This window comes from Micromonospora yongxingensis (genome assembly GCF_052601155.1).
Window position 1 is genome coordinate 1 of record NZ_JBQXEO010000040.1, and the last position, 16,396, is coordinate 16,396.

Annotated in this window: 15 protein-coding genes, 1 tRNA gene and 1 pseudogene; 13 read left to right on the forward strand and 4 right to left on the reverse strand. The window is 73.9% G+C overall.

Annotated elements, in window-relative coordinates:
* Positions 1–135 precede the first annotated feature (135 nt).
* From fdh to ACTWLT_RS30355, 10 genes and pseudogenes are all read left to right on the forward strand, one after another.
* Positions 136–3,387, forward strand: a pseudogene (gene fdh, locus ACTWLT_RS30310) (formate dehydrogenase); the annotation flags it as partial.
* Between the two features lie 13 nt (positions 3,388–3,400).
* Positions 3,401–4,528 (forward strand): 4Fe-4S dicluster domain-containing protein, encoded by a 1,128-nt coding sequence (locus ACTWLT_RS30315; RefSeq protein ID WP_445321323.1) that lies wholly within the window; start codon positions 3,401–3,403, stop codon positions 4,526–4,528.
* On the forward strand, positions 4,525–5,745 hold the full coding sequence (gene nrfD / locus ACTWLT_RS30320) for an NrfD/PsrC family molybdoenzyme membrane anchor subunit (protein WP_445321299.1): 1,221 nt from the start codon (positions 4,525–4,527) through the stop codon (positions 5,743–5,745). The genes ACTWLT_RS30315 and nrfD overlap by 4 nt, the downstream gene beginning before the upstream one ends.
* Before the next feature lie 13 nt (positions 5,746–5,758).
* Positions 5,759–5,854, forward strand: a tRNA-Sec gene (locus tag ACTWLT_RS30325).
* 22 nt (positions 5,855–5,876) lie between these two features.
* Positions 5,877–7,181 carry an L-seryl-tRNA(Sec) selenium transferase gene (gene selA / locus ACTWLT_RS30330; RefSeq protein ID WP_445321300.1) on the forward strand — a complete coding sequence of 435 codons (1,305 nt, stop codon included), beginning with the start codon at positions 5,877–5,879 and terminating at the stop codon, positions 7,179–7,181.
* A gap of 2 nt (positions 7,182–7,183) precedes the next feature.
* Positions 7,184–8,938: a selenocysteine-specific translation elongation factor gene (selB, locus tag ACTWLT_RS30335; RefSeq protein ID WP_445321301.1), complete on the forward strand. Its 1,755-nt coding sequence runs from the start codon at positions 7,184–7,186 to the stop codon at positions 8,936–8,938.
* A gap of 57 nt (positions 8,939–8,995) precedes the next feature.
* Positions 8,996–9,733, forward strand: a complete 738-nt coding sequence (locus tag ACTWLT_RS30340) for a hypothetical protein (RefSeq protein WP_445321302.1) — start codon at positions 8,996–8,998, stop codon at positions 9,731–9,733.
* A gap of 48 nt (positions 9,734–9,781) precedes the next feature.
* A complete protein-coding gene (locus ACTWLT_RS30345) occupies positions 9,782–9,979 on the forward strand; it encodes a hypothetical protein (protein ID WP_089022155.1) in 198 nt (65 codons plus the stop codon).
* A gap of 86 nt (positions 9,980–10,065) precedes the next feature.
* The gene (locus ACTWLT_RS30350; protein WP_445321303.1) at positions 10,066–11,343 is read left to right on the forward strand and encodes a hemolysin family protein; all 1,278 of its coding nucleotides are present in this window, start codon (positions 10,066–10,068) and stop codon (positions 11,341–11,343) included.
* A gap of 87 nt (positions 11,344–11,430) precedes the next feature.
* Complete coding sequence (locus ACTWLT_RS30355) at positions 11,431–11,616, forward strand: hypothetical protein (RefSeq protein ID WP_252415767.1); 186 nt, start codon at positions 11,431–11,433, stop codon at positions 11,614–11,616.
* Positions 11,617–11,621: 5 nt separating this feature from the next.
* Here ACTWLT_RS30355 and ACTWLT_RS30360 read toward each other — a convergent pair whose 3' ends face one another.
* A complete protein-coding gene (locus tag ACTWLT_RS30360) occupies positions 11,622–12,269 on the reverse strand; it encodes an HhH-GDP family DNA glycosylase (protein WP_445321304.1) in 648 nt (215 codons plus the stop codon).
* Between the two features lie 133 nt (positions 12,270–12,402).
* Between ACTWLT_RS30360 and ACTWLT_RS30365 the strand changes: the two genes are divergently transcribed.
* Positions 12,403–12,609, forward strand: coding sequence for a hypothetical protein (locus ACTWLT_RS30365; protein WP_252415710.1), 207 nt, complete (start codon positions 12,403–12,405; stop codon positions 12,607–12,609).
* On the opposite strand, the gene ACTWLT_RS30370 is transcribed toward ACTWLT_RS30365, so the two are convergent.
* The 3 genes from ACTWLT_RS30370 to ACTWLT_RS30380 form a co-directional block, all read right to left on the reverse strand.
* Entirely contained in the window at positions 12,606–13,082 is a 477-nt protein-coding gene (locus tag ACTWLT_RS30370) for a hypothetical protein (protein WP_445321305.1), read from the reverse strand. The genes ACTWLT_RS30365 and ACTWLT_RS30370 overlap by 4 nt on opposite strands.
* A complete protein-coding gene (locus ACTWLT_RS30375; protein WP_252415712.1) occupies positions 13,079–13,291 on the reverse strand; it encodes a phosphatidylethanolamine-binding protein in 213 nt (70 codons plus the stop codon). The genes ACTWLT_RS30370 and ACTWLT_RS30375 overlap by 4 nt, the downstream gene beginning before the upstream one ends.
* Before the next feature lie 69 nt (positions 13,292–13,360).
* Positions 13,361–14,242, reverse strand: coding sequence for a universal stress protein (locus tag ACTWLT_RS30380; RefSeq protein WP_445321306.1), 882 nt, complete (start codon positions 14,240–14,242; stop codon positions 13,361–13,363).
* 116 nt (positions 14,243–14,358) lie between these two features.
* Here ACTWLT_RS30380 and ACTWLT_RS30385 point away from each other — a divergent pair, with 116 nt between their 5' ends.
* Both ACTWLT_RS30385 and ACTWLT_RS30390 read left to right on the forward strand, forming a co-directional pair.
* Complete coding sequence (locus tag ACTWLT_RS30385) at positions 14,359–15,105, forward strand: SAM-dependent methyltransferase (RefSeq protein ID WP_445321307.1); 747 nt, start codon at positions 14,359–14,361, stop codon at positions 15,103–15,105.
* Between the two features lie 82 nt (positions 15,106–15,187).
* A complete protein-coding gene (locus ACTWLT_RS30390) occupies positions 15,188–16,366 on the forward strand; it encodes a PP2C family protein-serine/threonine phosphatase (RefSeq protein ID WP_445321308.1) in 1,179 nt (392 codons plus the stop codon).
* Positions 16,367–16,396 lie beyond the last annotated feature (30 nt).

A 16,396-nucleotide genomic window follows, 5' to 3' on the forward strand; every position in this document is an offset into this window, starting at 1 on the left:
CGACACCAGCGCCGCCCCCGGCCCACAAGGCCGGGGGCGGCGCTGTCTGTGCCGGACGGTGATCCCTCGGTTCGCGAACCTGACTCGGTTGACCTATGTTCAGAGGGTCGCTCGCGTGGGAGGGGGTGTCGGGGGATGGGTCTGCGGACCTTCATCGAGGGTTGGCCGGTCTACCGGCAGCTGACCGGCACCGATCCGCTGGGCCGGGGCGCGGCCGCGCAGTCCGCCCGCTCGGCGGAGTTGACCGCCCGTACCGAGGATGCCGACAGTGTGGCCCGCTCGGTCTGCCCGTACTGCGCTGTGGGTTGCGGTCAGCGGGTGTTCGTCAAGGACGGTCAGGTCACCCAGATCGAGGGCGACCCGGACAGCCCGATCTCGCGGGGTCGGCTCTGCCCGAAGGGCGCGGCCAGCAAGAGCCTGGTGACCAGTCCGCTGCGGCAGACGACGGTGCGCTACCGCCGGCCGTACTCGACGCAGTGGGAGGATCTGGAGCTCGACACCGCGGTCGACATGATCGCCGACCGGATTCTCGCCGCCCGCGAGCAGACCTGGGAGGACGTCGACGCGCAGGGCCGGCCGCTGAACCGGACGCTGGGTATCTCCAGTCTGGGTGGGGCGACGCTGGACAACGAGGAGAACTACCTCATCAAGAAGTTGTTCACCGCGATGGGGGCACTCCAGATCGAGAACCAGGCCCGTATTTGACACTCCGCCACCGTCCCCGGTCTGGGGGCCAGCTTCGGTCGTGGCGGTGCGACGGACTTCCAGCAGGACATCGCCAACGCTGACGTCATCGTCATTCAGGGCTCGAACATGGCCGAGGCGCACCCGGTGGGTTTCCAGTGGGTGATGGAGGCCAAGCGGCGCGGCGCCAAGGTCTTCCACGTCGACCCGAGGTTCACGCGAACCAGCGCGGTGGCCGACTCGTACCTGCCGATCCGTGCGGGCAGTGACATCGCCCTGCTGGGTGGGGTGGTGCGGTACATCCTGGACAACGAGCTCGACTTCCGGGAGTACGTGCTCTCGTACACCAACGCGGCGACGATCGTCAGCGAGCAGTTCAGCGACACCGAGGACGGTGACGGCTTCTTCTCGGGCTTCGACCCGGAGACCGGCAGCTACGTGCAGGACAGCTGGCAGTACGAGGGGCACGAGAGCTCCTCCGGCAGTGGACACACCGCCAAGGAGCGGGATTCCGCCGCCGGCCTGCGGCACGAGTCGCACGGCGCGGAGGTGGGCGGTCAGACCAGGCGGGATGAGACGTTGCAGCACCCCCGCTGCGTCTACCAGATCCTCAAGCGGCACTTCGCGCGCTACACCCCGGAGATGGTGGAGCGGGTCTGCGGTATCCCGCAAGAGAAGTTCCTCGAACTCTGTGAGGCGTGGACGGCGAACTCCGGTCGGGACCGCACCGGCATGCTGATCTACTCGGTCGGCTGGACGCAGCACAGCGTGGGGGTGCAGTACATCCGCACCGGCGCCATCATCCAACTGCTGCTCGGCAACATGGGCCGCCCCGGCGGCGGCGTGATGGCGCTGCGCGGCCACGCGAGCATCCAGGGTTCCACCGACATCCCGACGCTGTTCAACCTGCTGCCCGGCTACCTGCCGATGCCGCACCACGCCGACCACCCGACTTTCGACGAGTGGGTCGACAGCATCCGGCACCCGGGGCAGAAGGGCTTCTGGGGCAATGCCCGATCGTTCGCCGCCAGCCTGTTGAAGGCGTACTGGGGTGACGCGGCGACGGCCGAGAACGACTACTGCTACGGCTACCTGCCGCGGATGACCGGCGATCATGGCACGTACCAGCAGGTGTTGAACATGATCGACGGGAAGGTCAAGGGGTACTTCCTGCTCGGGCAGAACCCGGCGGTCGGCTCGGCGCACGGCCGGGCGCAACGGCTCGGCATGGCCAACCTCGACTGGCTGGTGGTCCGGGACCTGTTCATGATCGAGAGCGCCACGTTCTGGCAGAACGGCCCCGAGGTGGCCACCGGGGAGATCGTTCCCGAGGAGTGCCGGACGGAGGTGTTCTTCCTTCCGGCTGCCTCGCACGTGGAGAAGGAGGGCAGTTTCACCCAGACCCAGCGGTTGTTGCAGTGGCGGGAGAAGGCCGTCGAGCCGCCGGGTGACGCCCGCTCCGAGCTGTGGTTCTTCTACCACCTCGGGCGCAGGCTGCGCGAGAAGCTGGCCGACTCGCCGTTGCCACGCGATCGGGCGCTGCTCGACCTCACCTGGGACTACCCGACGCACGGCCCGCACGCGGAGCCGAGCGCCGAGGCGGTGCTGCGCGAGATCAACGGGTACGACGTGGCGACCGGCCGACCGCTGTCGAGCTTCGGCGAGGCCCGCGCGGACGGCTCCACCGCGATCGGCTGCTGGATCTACACCGGCGTGTACGCCGACGGCGTGAACCAGGCCGCCCGGCGCAAGTCCCGCCACGAGCAGGACTGGGTGGCGGCGGAGTGGGGTTGGGCGTGGCCGGCGAACCGGCGGATCCTCTACAACCGCGCCTCCGCCGACCCGGAGGGCAGGCCGTGGAGTGAGCGTAAGAAGTACGTCTGGTGGGACCCAAAGAAGGCCGAGTGGACCGGGTACGACGTGCCGGACTTCGAGAAGACCAAACCGCCGTCGTACCGGCCGCCGCCCGGGGCGTCCGGAACGGAGGGCATCGCCGGCGACGACCCGTTCATCATGCAGGGCGATGGCAAGGGTTGGCTGTACGCGCCCAGCGGAGTCCTGGACGGGCCGATGCCCACCCACTACGAGCCGGTCGAGTCGCCGGTGCGCAACCCGCTCTACCGGCAGCAGGCCAACCCGACCCGCAAGATGTACGCGCATCCGGTGAACTCGGTGAACCCGAGCCCGCCGGAGGAACACAGCCAGGTGTTCCCGTACGTCTTCACGGTCAGCCGGCTCACCGAGCACCACACCGCCGGCGGGATGAGCCGGACCGTGCGCCCGCTGGCCGAGCTGCAACCGGAGATGTTCGTCGAGGTCTCCCCGGAACTGGCTGCCGAGGCTGGTCTGGCGCATCTCGGCTGGGCTCATCTGGTCAGTGGCCGCGCCGTCATCGAGGCGAAGGTGCTGGTGACCGACCGCCTCACCCCGCTGCGGGTGGACGGCCGGATCATCCACCAGCTCTGGCTGCCCTACCACTTCGGGTTCGAGGGCCTGGTCACCGGTGACTCGGCCAACGACCTGTTCGGGATCAGCCTCGACCCGAACGTCCTGATCCAGGAGAGCAAAATCGGTACCTGCGACGTACGGCCCGGCCGTCGGCCCACCGGGGCGGCGCTGCTCGACCTGGTGGCCGAGTACCAGCGGCGCGCCGGCATCATCCCGGGTCGGAACGCCCCGGCGGTCACCACCGAGAGTGATGGGGAGGGAAGCGGTGATTCCTGACCCGAACAGCCTGTACGGCCCGCTGGACCCGGCACCGGACGCCGGTTGGTCGTCCGCGCCGCCGCGGATGGGGTTCTTCACCGACACCAGCGTCTGCATCGGCTGCAAGGCGTGCGAGGTGGCCTGCAAGGAGTGGAACGGGGTGCCCGGCTCGGGCCTGGACCTGCTCGGGATGTCGTACGACAACACGGGCGCGCTGACCGCGAACTCGTGGCGGCACGTCGCGTTCATCGAGCAGCCCCTTCCGGCGGGCCACCGCAGCCCGCCGTTCGCCGGGATGCCGACCGGCGCTCCGGTCAGTGCGACGTCGGCCGCCGTCGCGGCCGGCACCGGCAACCGGACCGGCACGGACCCGGGATTGCCGACGGGTGCACCGCCGGCCGCCGCCCGGATGGCCGGCGGGCCGGCCGACGTGCTCGGCGACCCGATCGCCCCCGGTCCTGAACCGCTCCATCCTGGACAGGGACCGGGCGACACCGGCTCGGGTCCGCAGTTCCTGGGGATGCCGGGGGCGCAGCCGCCGGGGCGGGGCACGGGCGTGGAGCAGCGCACGGATTTCCGGTGGCTGATGATGTCGGACGTGTGCAAGCACTGCACGCACGCGGCGTGCCTGGACGTGTGCCCGACGGGTTCGTTGTTCCGGACCGAGTTCGGCACGGTGGTGGTGCAGGAGGACATCTGCAACGGGTGCGGCTACTGCATCTCGGCCTGCCCCTACGGCGTCATCGACCAACGCAAGGACGACGGCCGGGCGTGGAAGTGCACACTCTGCTACGACCGGCTCGGCGCGGGGATGACCCCGGCGTGCGCGCAGGCCTGCCCGACCGAGTCGATCCAGTACGGGCCGTTGGAGGAGTTGCGGGAGCGGGCGGCCGCGCGGGTGACGACGTTGCACGAGCGGGGAGTGCCCGAGGCGCGGCTCTATGGTCACGACCCGAACGACGGCGTCGGTGGTGACGGGGCGTTCTTCCTGCTCCTCGACGAGCCCGAGGTCTACGGCCTGCCACCGGACCCGATCGTGACCACCCGCGACCTGCCGAAGATGTGGAAACGCGCCGGCCTCGCCGCGCTCGCCATGGCGGCGGCGACCGTCGCCGCGTTCGTCGGAGGTTCCTCGTGAGTCCACACCGCCCCGAGGTGGGCGAGCTGTTCCGCCGCTTCCGCGACCGTCTCGCCGCCGAAGGCCCCGACCGTCTCGCCGCGGGCAACCCCGCGGCCACCGGGAACGGTGAAACCGTGGCGACCACGAACGGCGGTCCGAACGGCACCGCCGCCCAGGTCGAGCTCGACTCCCGGTCCTCGCGCGCCGACTCGACCGGGCGGCGGTCCGGCCGTCGGCGTGGTGGCCGCCGTAGCGGGGAGGAGCTGCGGGTGCCGGAGGCCGAGTTCACGTCGTACTACGGCCGACCCGTCCTGAAGGCGCCCGTCTGGAAGTGGGACATCGCCGCGTACCTGTTCACCGGCGGGCTGGCCGCGGGCTCGTCGCTGCTCGCCGCGGGCGGGCAGCTCACCGGCCGCCCGGCACTGCGCCGGGCCGGTCGGGTCACCGCGCTGGCCGCCGTCAGCGCCAGCGCCGTCTTCCTGGTCAAGGACCTCGGCCGGCCGGCGCGCTTCCACCACATGCTGCGGGTGGCGAAGCCGACCTCGCCGATGTCGATGGGCACCTGGATCCTCACCGCCTTCGGGCCGGCCGCCGGGGTCGCCGCGATCGCCGAGGCCGCCGACTGGCTGCCCCGGCACGGGCTGCTCGGGATGGCCCGCCGAGCGCTGCCGCCCGTCGGTCACGCCGCCGGGTTGCTCGCCGCCGGCACCGCGCCCGCGCTGGCCACGTACACCGGGGTGCTGCTCGCCGACACGGCGGTGCCGTCCTGGCACGAGGCGTACCCCGAACTGCCGGTGATCTTCGCGGGCAGCGCGCTGGCCAGCGGCGCCGGTGTGGGTCTGCTCGCCGCGCCGCCGGCGCAGGCCGGGCCGGCCCGCCGGATGGCGGTGGCCGGGGCGGCCCTGGAGCTGTTCGGCGCGCACCGCGTGGAGACCCGCCTCGGCCTGCTCAGCGAGCCCTACCGGCTGGGCCGGCCCGGTCGGCTGCTGCGCGCCGGTCGACTGTTGACCTCGGTCGGGGTGGCCGGCGCGCTGCTCGGCCGGCGCAGTCGGGTGATCGGCGGGGTCTCCGGCGTCGCGTTGCTGGTCGCGTCGGTCGCGACCCGGTTCGGGATCTTCTACGGCGGCGTCGCCTCCGCCCGCGACCCCCGGTACACGGTGGTCCCGCAACGCGAGCGGGTCGACGCCCGACGGGCGGATCTGTCACCTGACCGGGCGGCCCCGCCCGCGTTGTGATCGAATGTCCGGTGGAGGCGTTCAGGCGGCTGGTGCCCCTCCCGGTCTTCAAAACCGGAGTGGTCCGGGACCCGGGCCAGGCGGGTTCGATTCCCGTCCGTCTCCGCCAACGCGCGGCAGGAGATGACGTGATGGGCGAGGGGCCGGTGGACCCGCGACGCCGGGTGCCCCGCACCGACACCCTCCTCGCCGACCCACGGCTCGCCGCGGCCATCGCGACACTCGGCCGCGACCGCGTCAAGGCGGTCGTCGCCGGCGCCCAGGAGCGGGCCCGGCGCGGCGAGATCAGCCCCGACGAGGTCCGTGACGCCGCCGTCGCCGCGCTGCCCGCGCCCGGCCCACGCGCGGTGCTCAACGCCACCGGTGTCGTGCTGCACACCAACCTGGGCCGGGCGCCGCTGTCACCCACCGCGGTCGCCGCCGTCGTGGCCGCCGCCGGGCACACCGATGTGGAGCTGGACCTGACCACCGGGCGGCGTGCCCGACGGGGCCGCGACGCGCTCGACGCGCTGGCCGCCGCCGTGCCCGACGCGGGCGCCGTGCACGTGGTCAACAACGGCGCCGCCGCGCTGGTGCTGGCCGCCACCGCCCTGGCCGCCGGCCGGGAGATCGTTGTCAGCCGGGGCGAGCTGGTCGAGATCGGCGACGGCTTCCGCCTGCCCGACCTGCTGGAGAGCACCGGCGCCCGGCTGCGGGAGGTGGGCACCACCAACCGCACCACGCTCGCCGACTACGCCGCCGCGGTCGGCCCGCACACCGGTTTCGTGCTCAAGGTCCACCCGTCGAACTTCCAGGTCACCGGCTTCACCTCGGCCACTCCGGTGCGGCAGTTGGCGACCCTCGGCGTGCCGGTGGTCGCCGACATCGGCTCGGGGCTGCTCACCGGGGATCCGCTGCTGCCCGACGAACCGGACACGGCCAGCACCCTGCGTGCCGGCGCCGCGCTGGTCACCGCCAGCGGCGACAAACTGCTCGGCGGCCCGCAGGTCGGGCTGCTGCTCGGCGACGCCGAGCTGGTCGACCTGCTGCGCCGCCATCCGCTGGCCCGGGCGCTGCGCGTGGACAAACTCACCCTGGCCGCGCTGGCCGCCACCCTGCACCGCCCGGACACACCGACCCGGACGGCTCTGCACGCCGACCCGGGCGTCCTGCGACAGCGGGTGGAGCGGCTGCGCGACCTGCTCGGCGCGGACGGTCGCAAGGCGGAGGTGGTGCCGGCGATCGCCGTCGTCGGTGGCGGCGGCGCCCCCGGCGTGGAACTGGATTCCTGGGCGCTGAGCCTGCCCGAGCGGTACGCCCAGCCCCTGCGCACCGGGGACCAGCCGGTGCTCGGTCGGGTCGTGCGGGGCCGGCTGCTGCTCGACCTGCGCTGCGTGCCCGCCGACGCCGACGACGCGGTCCGGGCGGCCGTGCTGCGCGTACCCGGGGACGACTGACCGTGTTCGTCGTCGCGACCGCCGGGCACGTCGACCACGGTAAGTCGACCCTGGTCCGGGCGTTGACGGGGATGGAGCCCGACCGGTGGGCCGAGGAACGCCGCCGGGGGATGACGATCGACCTGGGCTTCGCCTGGGCGACGCTGCCGTCGGGCGGCACGCTCGCCTTCGTCGACGTACCCGGGCACGAGCGTTTCGTACCGAACATGCTGGCCGGGGTCGGACCGGTGCCGGCGGCGCTGATCGTGGTCGCCGCGGACGAGGGGTGGATGCCGCAGTCCGCCGAGCACCTGGCCGCGCTGGACGCGCTCGGCGTCGCGTACGGCCTGCTCGCGGTGACGCGCGCGGACCTGGCCGATCCCGGGCCGGCCACGGCGCGGGCGCGGGCGGAGATCGCGGCGACCAGCCTCGGCGCGGTGGAGACGGTGGCGGTCAGCGGACTGACCGGCGCCGGCCTGCCGGAGCTGCGGGCCGCCCTGGACCGGCTCGCCGCCCGACTGCCCGCCCCCACCCTGGGCGATCCGGTCCGGCTCTGGGTGGACCGCAGCTTCACCGTGCGGGGCAGCGGCACGGTGGTCACCGGCACGCTCGGCGCCGGCCGTCTGCGGGTCGGCGACGAGTTGGAGCTGGCCGGAGCCGACGAACCGGTCCGCGTCCGCGGCCTGCACTCCCTCGGCCAGGCCCGGCCGGAGGCGGAGGCGGTCGCCCGGGTGGCGGTCAACCTGCGCGGCACACCCCGCGACCGGCTCGGCCGCGGCGACGCGCTGCTCACCCCGGGCCGGTTCCACCACAGTGACCTCGTCGACGTCCGGCTCACCGGCGACCCGGCGGCTGACCTGCCGGCCACCCTCACCCTGCACATCGGGTCGGCGGCGGTGCCGGCGCGGGTCCGCCCGCTCGGCCCGGACACCGTCCGGCTCCGGTTGGCCCGGCCGCTGCCGCTGCTGGTCGGCGACCGGGCGCTGCTGCGCGACCCGGGCCGGCGCCACGTGGCCGGTGGGGTGCGGGTGCTGGACGTGGCGCCGCCGCCGCTGGCCCGCCGGGGCGCGGCCGCCGCCCGCGCGCAGGTCCTGGCCGGCTTGGACGGTCGGCCCGACGTGGCCGGGGAGCTGCGCCGCCGCCGTCTGATCCGGGCCGGCGCGCTGCTCCGGATGGGTGTGCCGGTGCAGGCGGCCCCGGTGGCCGGTGACTGGCTGGCCGACCCCGGGCACTGGCGGCGACTCGGCGAACAGTTGATCGAGGAGGTCGCGCGCCACTCCCGCGAGCACCCGCTGGAGCCCGGCATGCCGGTGGACGCGTTGCGTCAGCGTCTCGCGCTGCCCGACCGGGTGCTGGTCGAGGCGCTGGTCCGGCCGCCGCTGCGGATCCGCGCCGGCCGGGTCGGCACGGCGAGTGCCAACGCCCTGCCCGAGCCGGTGGCCCGGGCCGTGCAGCGGGTCCGGGACGAGTACGGCGACCGTCCGTTCCGGGCCCCCGAAGCGGACCGCCTCGTCGACCTCGGCCTGGGCCCCCGTGAGATCGGGGCCGCCGTGCGCGCCGGGGCGTTGCTGCGGCTGGCCGACACCGTGGTGCTGCTGCCCGACGCGCTCGACGACGCGGTGCGGGTGCTGGCCGGGCTGCCCCAACCGTTCACCCTCTCCGCGGCCCGTCAGGCGCTGGACACCACCCGCCGGGTGGCGGTGCCGCTGCTGGAACTGCTGGACCGCCGGGGCGCGACCCGTCGACTGCCGGACGACGCCCGGATCGTCGTCGGCTGAGCACGCCGCCCTGAGCCGGGGGCTGACAGGATTGCGCCCGGGTGCGACCGTGGCGGAGTGATCGAACCAGGGCCGTCGCGGCCGTCGGGCATTCGGTGGGGTGCCGTCGTTGCGGCGGCGCTGCGCTGGGGGCTGCCGGTGCTCTGGCTGCTGTGGGCGGGTCTGGCCTGGTGGGTGGAGCCGCGCGAGGCGACGGCGGAGCAACTCGACCGGGATCTGGCGAGCGGCCGGGTGGTGACCTTCCAACGGGCGTACGGGTGGACCGACGACGACGCGTACTGGGGCAGCCGACCGTATCTGCACCACGGGGCGGACGGCGGTGTGGTCGCCTGGACCGTGCCGACCGGTCAGACCCGCTACGCCTACGTCGATCCGCCTGCCCCGGACCCGGCCGCGTCGGGCACGCCGGCTGACCACCAGCCGGGCAGTCGGGACGCTCGGCTCACCCAGGTCGCCGGCCCGTGGCACGCCGACGGCGCCCTCGCGCACCGCATCGCCGACGCCGCAGCCCTGCTGGCCGCCGCGCTGACCCTGCTCTGGCTGGCCAGGTTGGTCACCGGTGCGCCACCGAGGGCCGGCACCCGGTGGTTCTGGTTCTGGGTCGGGCTCCTGCCGTTCGGGGTGGGTGTGCTGATCTGGTCGTACCGGGAGATCTGGCGACCGCCGCCGGCACCGGTGGCCGGTCGCGGCTCCGGCTGGCGCGGTCTCGGTTGGCTGGTGCTCGGCGGCATCGGCCTCGCCCTGCTGGTCGAGGGGACACGGCACCTGCTCGGCGGGACGGTCGTGCCGGGCTGACCCGGCCAACCGGCCACCGCACCTGCGGCGGTCACCTACGGTGACGCCATGGACCCTTCGGCGGTCTGGCGGGACCGGCAGCACCGGTGGCGGATCGAGGCGTACCGCGCCCCGGACCTGCGGTTCGCCATCTACGCGACCAACGGTCCCACCGAGTCAGCCCCGCTGTGGCTGTTCGGCATGTCGGCGCTGGCACGGTGGCTGATGACCCACGCCATCTCGCTGGACGACCTGGAGACCGACTGAGGACGGCCCGGGCGGGCGCAAACCGGACCCGAAGCCGCCCCCGCTGCGGTTGAGTGACCTGAGGCGGCGGCGGACGGGGGTACGCGATGGGCGTTCAGCTCGGGCAGTTGGCGCTGGTGGCCGTGCTGGTGCTGGTCAACGCCGCGCTGTCCGGCAGTGAGATGGCGCTGGTGACGCTGCGCGAGGGGCAGCTGCGGCGACTGGGTCGACGGACCAGCGCCGGCAACCGCCTGGTCCAGCTCACCCATGACCCGAACCGCTACCTGGCCACCATCCAGCTCGGCATCACCCTGGCCGGGTTCCTCGCCTCGGCGGCGGCCGCGGTGTCGCTGGCCGAGCCGCTGGTCGCCCCGCTGAGCTTCCTCGGCGCGGCGGCCCGCCCCACCTCGGTGGTGCTGGTGACGGTGGCGCTGACCTTCGTCACGCTCGTGCTCGGCGAACTGGCCCCGAAGCGGCTGGCCATGCAGCGCGCGGAGCGCTGGGCGCTGCTCAGCGCCGGCCCGCTGGACCTGCTCGCACGACTGTCCCGCCCGGCGGTCTGGCTGTTGAGCCGCACCACCGACGCGGTGGTCCGGCTGGCCGGCGGCGACCCGCGCGCCAGCCGGGAGGAGATGACCGAGGAGGAACTGCGGGAGATGCTGGTCAGCCAGCGCGGCCTGTCGTCCCAGCAGCGGGAGATCCTGACCGGCGCGTTCGACATCGCCGGGCGGACGCTACGGGAGATCCTCGTGGCGCGGCGGGAGGTGACCACCCTGCCGGCCAGCCTCGCCGCCGACGAGGGGGTACGCGCCCTCGCGGCTGCCGGCCGATCCCGGGCGCCGGTCACCGGCCCGGGTGGCCTGGACGAGGTGATCGGCGTGGTGCACATCCGCGACCTGGTGCGGGCCGGTGCCGGGACGGTGGGGGAGCGGGTCCGCCCGCCACTGCTGCTGCCGGTCACCCTGCCGGTCTCCGACGCGTTGCGACAGCTGCGTCAGGAGCACCAGCAGTTGGCGCTGGTGGTCGACGAACACGGCGGCATCGACGGCATTGTCACGCTGGAGGACCTGCTGGCCGAGGTGGTCGGCGAGTTGTACGACGAGACCGACCGCGACGTGCGGGGGGTGACCCGGGAGCGGGACGGTTCACTGCTCGTGCCCGGGGACTTCCCGCTGCACGACCTGCCCGACCTGGGGGTGCGGCTGAGTTTCCCGCTGTCGAGGGAGTACACCACCGTGGCCGGGCTGGTGCTGGCGCGGCTGGGTCACCTGCCGGACAGGCCGGGGGAGACGGCGCGGGTGCCGGGCCTGACGCTGGAGGTGGTGGAGGTCGCCGACCGGGCGGTCCGCCTGGTGCGGTTGAGCGGGTTCGTCACCGACCGCTGATCCGAGTTCGCCTACCCGCCACCCGAACGGGGGACAACTACGCCGAATTCGCCCCGCAACGGATGGGCGCCGCATACGGTGCGAGACGTGAAGGACCGAGGTTTGCGTACGTTCGTCACCGTGCTGGCCGGCCTCGCGGTGATCTACTTCGGCAGCGCCGGCCGCAGCCCCGACGAGGGTGGCGGCATCTCCGGCGGGGTGGTGGTCCTGGCGCTGCTCGCCGCGCTGCTGGTGTGGCACCTGACCCGGCCGGGCGACAAGACCGTGAAGTGAGCGCCTCAGCGCGCGGCGCGGGTGACCTCGCCGGCGGACTCCTCGCCGAGCGCCACCCTGACCAGCGCTGAGGCGAGCCGGCCGAAGTCCGGCTCGTCGACCAGCCCGGCCAGCCTGTCCGGTGAGCCCGGCAGGCCCAGCCGCTTCGCCCCCGCGAGCGCCCGACGGTCGGCGTACGGGCGCAGGTCGGACCAGACCGTCTGCGCCTCGCGCAGGTAGATGTCCGCGCCGGTGGGCCCGATGCCGGGAAACTCGGTGAGACGCCGGCGCAGCCCCGCCGGATCACCCTCGGCCTCCCGGTGCAGCTTGCGCAGGTCCCCGTGCCAGCGGTCCAGGCACAGCCGGGCGCCGGTGCCGAGCATGGTGGCCGTCCGCTCGTCGTAGCGGCGGTAGTGGCCCCGGCCCAGCGCGTCCACCCGCTGCTGCCAGCTGGCCGCCTCCATCGCCTGCGGTGTGCGGTAGCCGGCGGCGAACAGCTCGCGGGCGGCGTCCACGGCCACGCACGCCCGGATCCGGGTGCTCAGCAGGGTGGCCAGCACCAGCAGCTGGTACAGCGGCCCGGGTCGGTCCGACAGCCGGATGCCGGCCTGCTCCGCGTACGTGTCGTGGTGTCGGTCCAGCAGGACCCGCGCCACGGTTCGGTCGTCGCCCACGTCCGGTGGGTACCCGCCCGGCCGGCGGCTAGCCCTTCCGTCGGCGGCGGGTCCGGAATGCCGCCGGGTCGGGCGGGTATGCCTGTGGTGGAGGCGGTCGATGGCCGCCTGCCGTACCCGGAGGGAGACACCCGTGGTCAACCCGCAGCAGGAGGAGTTCCGGCGTAACGCCAAGGGCGCCACCAGTCAGGACAGCAAGGGGCCCAAGCCGACGGGGCACCCGCTCAACCGCGGCTCGTCCCGTGGGGACGAGGGTCGGCCGGTGCCGAAGGGCCAGGTGTCGCCGTACGGCCCGGCCGGTGAGCCGATCGCCGAGGACGACAGCGACACCCGGGCCTAACGGCCTCGACCTGACGGCCGCCGCAACCTGTTCCAGGTGGCGGCGGCCGTCAGTCCGTACGCCAGGTGCGGGATGATGTCGGAGATCCAGTCGGAACGGCGCCACGTGCGCGGATCGCTGATGCCCAGCGCGGTGATGGACCCGTCGGTCATGGTCATCACACCTGCGCCGAGCACGCCGGTGGCCATCGGCAGCGGCTGCCGCCGGCCACTGGCGTAGAGCGCGAACGCGACGCCCGCGGCGATGCCCAGCCCGTAGCCGATCAGCGGGCCGAGGCCCGAGCGGCGGTTGGCCGCCCGGTCCCCGGACCCCAGGTCCACGTGCGCGATCCCGGCCAACCGGTCCACGGTGGCCTCCGGGGTGCTGCTCGCCGGCCGCGCCCGCAGGGCCATGTCCAGGTAGCTGACCACGTTCAGCGCGGTGCTGCCGACGGCGCCCGCGATGGCGCCGTCGGCCAGGTCGACTCTCCTCATTTCGGGTCGCCCGGTTCGCGTTCTCCCTTGGGGCCGTACGTGCGCTCGCCGCGCACCACGCCCCGCTGGCCGCGATCCTCCTGCAGGATCCTGTTCGCGACCTGGTTGGCCTTGCCGTCGGGCACCCGCCGTCCGGAATCGTCGATCGCGTTACGTATCCGCGCCCGCTGCTTGTCGTACGCGTTGCTGCCCGGCCGTGGTCCTGGCATCTGCTGCCTCCTTCGTCGCCGTTGGCGTACGCGCCCGTCTACCCGTCCGGCGGCGGCCCATTCCCGGTCTCAGCGCGAGGCGCGCACCACGACGACGGGGCACTGCGCGTGGTGCAGCACCGACTGGCTCACCGACCCCAGCAGCAACCCGCTCACCTCGCCGCGCCCCTGCCCGCCCACGACCACCAGTTGGGCGGAGCCGGACGCCTCGGCGAGCACGGCGCCGGGCCGGCCGTGCACCGCCCGCCGGATCAGCCGCAGCCCCGGGTGACGCTCGGTCAGTCCGGCCAGCGAACCGGCGAGCACCTCGTCCTCCGTGTCGTGCAGCCGCGCCTCGTCGTACACCAGGGGTTGCATGTCGCCGGGGCCGGTGCTGGCCGGGTGCCGGTAGGCGTGCACCGCCACCAGCGGGACGCCACGCGCCACGGCGGTCTCGGCGGCGAACTCGGCGGCGAGCTTCGCCGCCGCCGAGCCGTCCATTCCGACCAGCACCGGCTCGTCGGGGCGTTCGGCGCCGCGGGCCACCAGCACCGGGCAGTCGGCGTACGCGGCGACCTGCACCGCCACCGAGCCGACCACCAGGGAGGCGAAGCCGCCCAGCCCCCGGTCGCCGAGCACGATGAGCGCGGCGGCGGGGGATTCGCCCACCAGCACCGCGGCGGCCTCACCGTCGATGATCTCGCCGGAGACCGCCAGCCCGGGTGCGGTCGCCTCGGCCTCCCGCACCGCGGCGGCGACCAGTTCCTCGGCCTGGTGGCGCAGCCCGCCACCGGGTGGCGCGTCCGGTGCGGGGGAGACGGGCACGTGCAGCAGCGGCCAGATGAACCCGTGCACCACGCGCAGCGGCCGGCGTCGGCGGGTGGCCTCCGCGGCGGCGAGGCGCACCGCGCGCAGGGACGGCTCCGAGCCGTCCACGCCGACCACCACCGCCGCGCTGTTCGCCGAGTTCACCGGCCACCTCCCGCCGCGCTCAGTATCACGGGCGGGAACGGCTCGGCGGAGCGATACCGCCCAGGACGTCCGGGTCGGTACGCTGACGACGGTCAGCCGGGGAGGGAGCGTCGTCGATGGGGGAACCGGAGCAGCCGAGCACCGCTCGCATGATCGACTACTGGCTCGGCGGGGAGCACCACTTCCCGGTCGACGTGGGCGCCGCGACCGCCTTCGAGCAGGCGTACGGGCCGTGTGCTCCGGTGTTCCGGGAGCTGCGGGCCTTCCTCGGCCGGACGGTGCGGGCCATGGCCGCGCAGGGCGTGGACGGGTTCCTGGTCTTCGGCGCGGGGGTGCCGACGATGGGCAACGTGCACGAGGTCGCCTCCGACGCCACGGTCCTCTACACCGACGTCGACCCGGTCACCATCCGGCTGGGGCAGCGCATTCTCGCGGGCAGCGACCGGGCCGGCTACGGCTACGGCGACGCCACCGACATCGGCACCATCGACCCGGCGCAGTTACACCGTTTCGTCCCGGGTTGGGGCCGGCGGCCCGTCGGGGTCGTGTTCCTCGGGCTCGCCGCGTTCCTCGACGACGACACCCTGACCCGCACCCTCGACGAGCTGTACGCCGCGGCGGCGCCGGGCAGCCTGCTGGCGGTGGACTTCGACACCGAGGAGCTGGCGGCTCATCCGGAGGCCCTGGCGATGATGGGTCCGGCGTTCCGGATGCGACCGCCGTCGTCGTTCGCGCCGCTTCTGGGCCGGTGGGCGCCGACGGAGGACGGGATCGTGCCGGTCGCCCGGTGGCGGCCCGACGGTCCGCCCGTCGAGGTGCCCGACGCGTTCCACGGCGTGCTGGCGACCCGCGGCGCCGACTGACCTGCCTCGACCGCGCCGACGGGGCTGTCCGGGGGCGTCCGTATGATGCTTGCCCTGTAGCAAGTTTCTGGAGAGGACGACCATGGTGGACGCGCCGGACGTGGTGTCGCGTGCGCTGCGTGAGGCCCCGCCCGACCAGTTGGCCGAGGCCGCCGACCGGGCGATCCGCTCGGCGATGGGCGTGGTACGCACCGACGTGTTCGTCGCCGACTACCGGATCAGCGGGCTGTGGCCGGTGCTGGACCCGGACCTGCCGGCGGCCGGTTTCCTGGCCTGCCACACCATGGCGCAGCGCTGCTTCAGCAGCCAGCAGCCGGTGCGCGACTCCGCCGAGGACGGCCCGTGCCGGCTGTACCTGCCGCTGACGGTGTGGGGGGAGCGGTTGGGCGTGCTCATGATCGAGTTGCCCGCGGTGCCGGGCCCGGCCGTCACGGGCGTCGCCACGGACATCGCCGGCGCCCTGGCGGTGGCGATGCGGGCCGCCGACCGGGAGACCGACCGGTACCGCAGGGCCCGCCGTCGGGAGCGGCTCAGCATGGCCGCCGAGATGCAGTGGGACCTGCTGCCCGGGCGCAGCGTGGCGCACCACGCGTTCCACCTGGCCGGTCAGCTCGAACCGGCGTACACCGTGGGTGGGGACCACTTCGACTGGTCGCTGGACGGCGACCGGCTCACCCTGACGGTGCTCAACGGCGAGGGCAGCGGCCTGTCCGCGTCGCTGCTGACCGCGTTGACCGTGAACGCGATGCGCAACGCGCGGCGCTCCGGCGGTGGTCTGGTGGAGCAGGCGGAGCTGGCCTCGGACACGGTCTTCTACCAGCATCGCGGTGGTCGGCACGTGGCCACCCTGCTGCTGGAGGTGGACATCCGCACCGGGCTGGTGCGCGCCGTCGACGCCGGTTCGCCGCACATGCTGCGGCTTCGCGGCGCGGTGGTCGAGCCGGTGAAGCTGGACCAGCAGTTGCCGCTGGGCATGTTCGCCGAGACCCGCTACGAGGTGCAGGAGTTCGAGCTCGCGCCGGGTGACCGGATCTTCGTGGTCAGCGACGGGGTGTGGGCGGCCGAGCCGGCGGGCCTGGAGCCGTACGGGCAGCGGGTGATGACCCGTTCCCTGCGCGCGACGCGGTTGCAGCCGGCGACCGAGGCGGTTGGTACGGTGATGCGCGAACTGCACGCCTACCACGAGGACTCCGATCTGCGCGACGACGCGGTCGTGGTGTGCCTTGACTGGCACGGTCCGCGTGGTCGGGACGGCGGGTGAGAGTCGCCGCCGTTCCTGTGGGCGGGCACG

Coding starts and splice junctions, on each gene's coding strand:
- selA (WP_445321300.1), top strand. CDS start 5,877: ATGGGCGAGGGGCCGGTGGACCCGCGACGCCGGGTGCCCCGCACCGAC.
- ACTWLT_RS30345 (WP_089022155.1), top strand. CDS start 9,782: ATGGACCCTTCGGCGGTCTGGCGGGACCGGCAGCACCGGTGGCGGATC.
- ACTWLT_RS30350 (WP_445321303.1), top strand. CDS start 10,066: ATGGGCGTTCAGCTCGGGCAGTTGGCGCTGGTGGCCGTGCTGGTGCTG.
- ACTWLT_RS30370 (WP_445321305.1), bottom strand. CDS start 13,082: ATGAGGAGAGTCGACCTGGCCGACGGCGCCATCGCGGGCGCCGTCGGC.
- ACTWLT_RS30375 (WP_252415712.1), bottom strand. CDS start 13,291: ATGCCAGGACCACGGCCGGGCAGCAACGCGTACGACAAGCAGCGGGCG.
- ACTWLT_RS30385 (WP_445321307.1), top strand. CDS start 14,359: ATGGGGGAACCGGAGCAGCCGAGCACCGCTCGCATGATCGACTACTGG.
- ACTWLT_RS30390 (WP_445321308.1), top strand. CDS start 15,188: ATGGTGGACGCGCCGGACGTGGTGTCGCGTGCGCTGCGTGAGGCCCCG.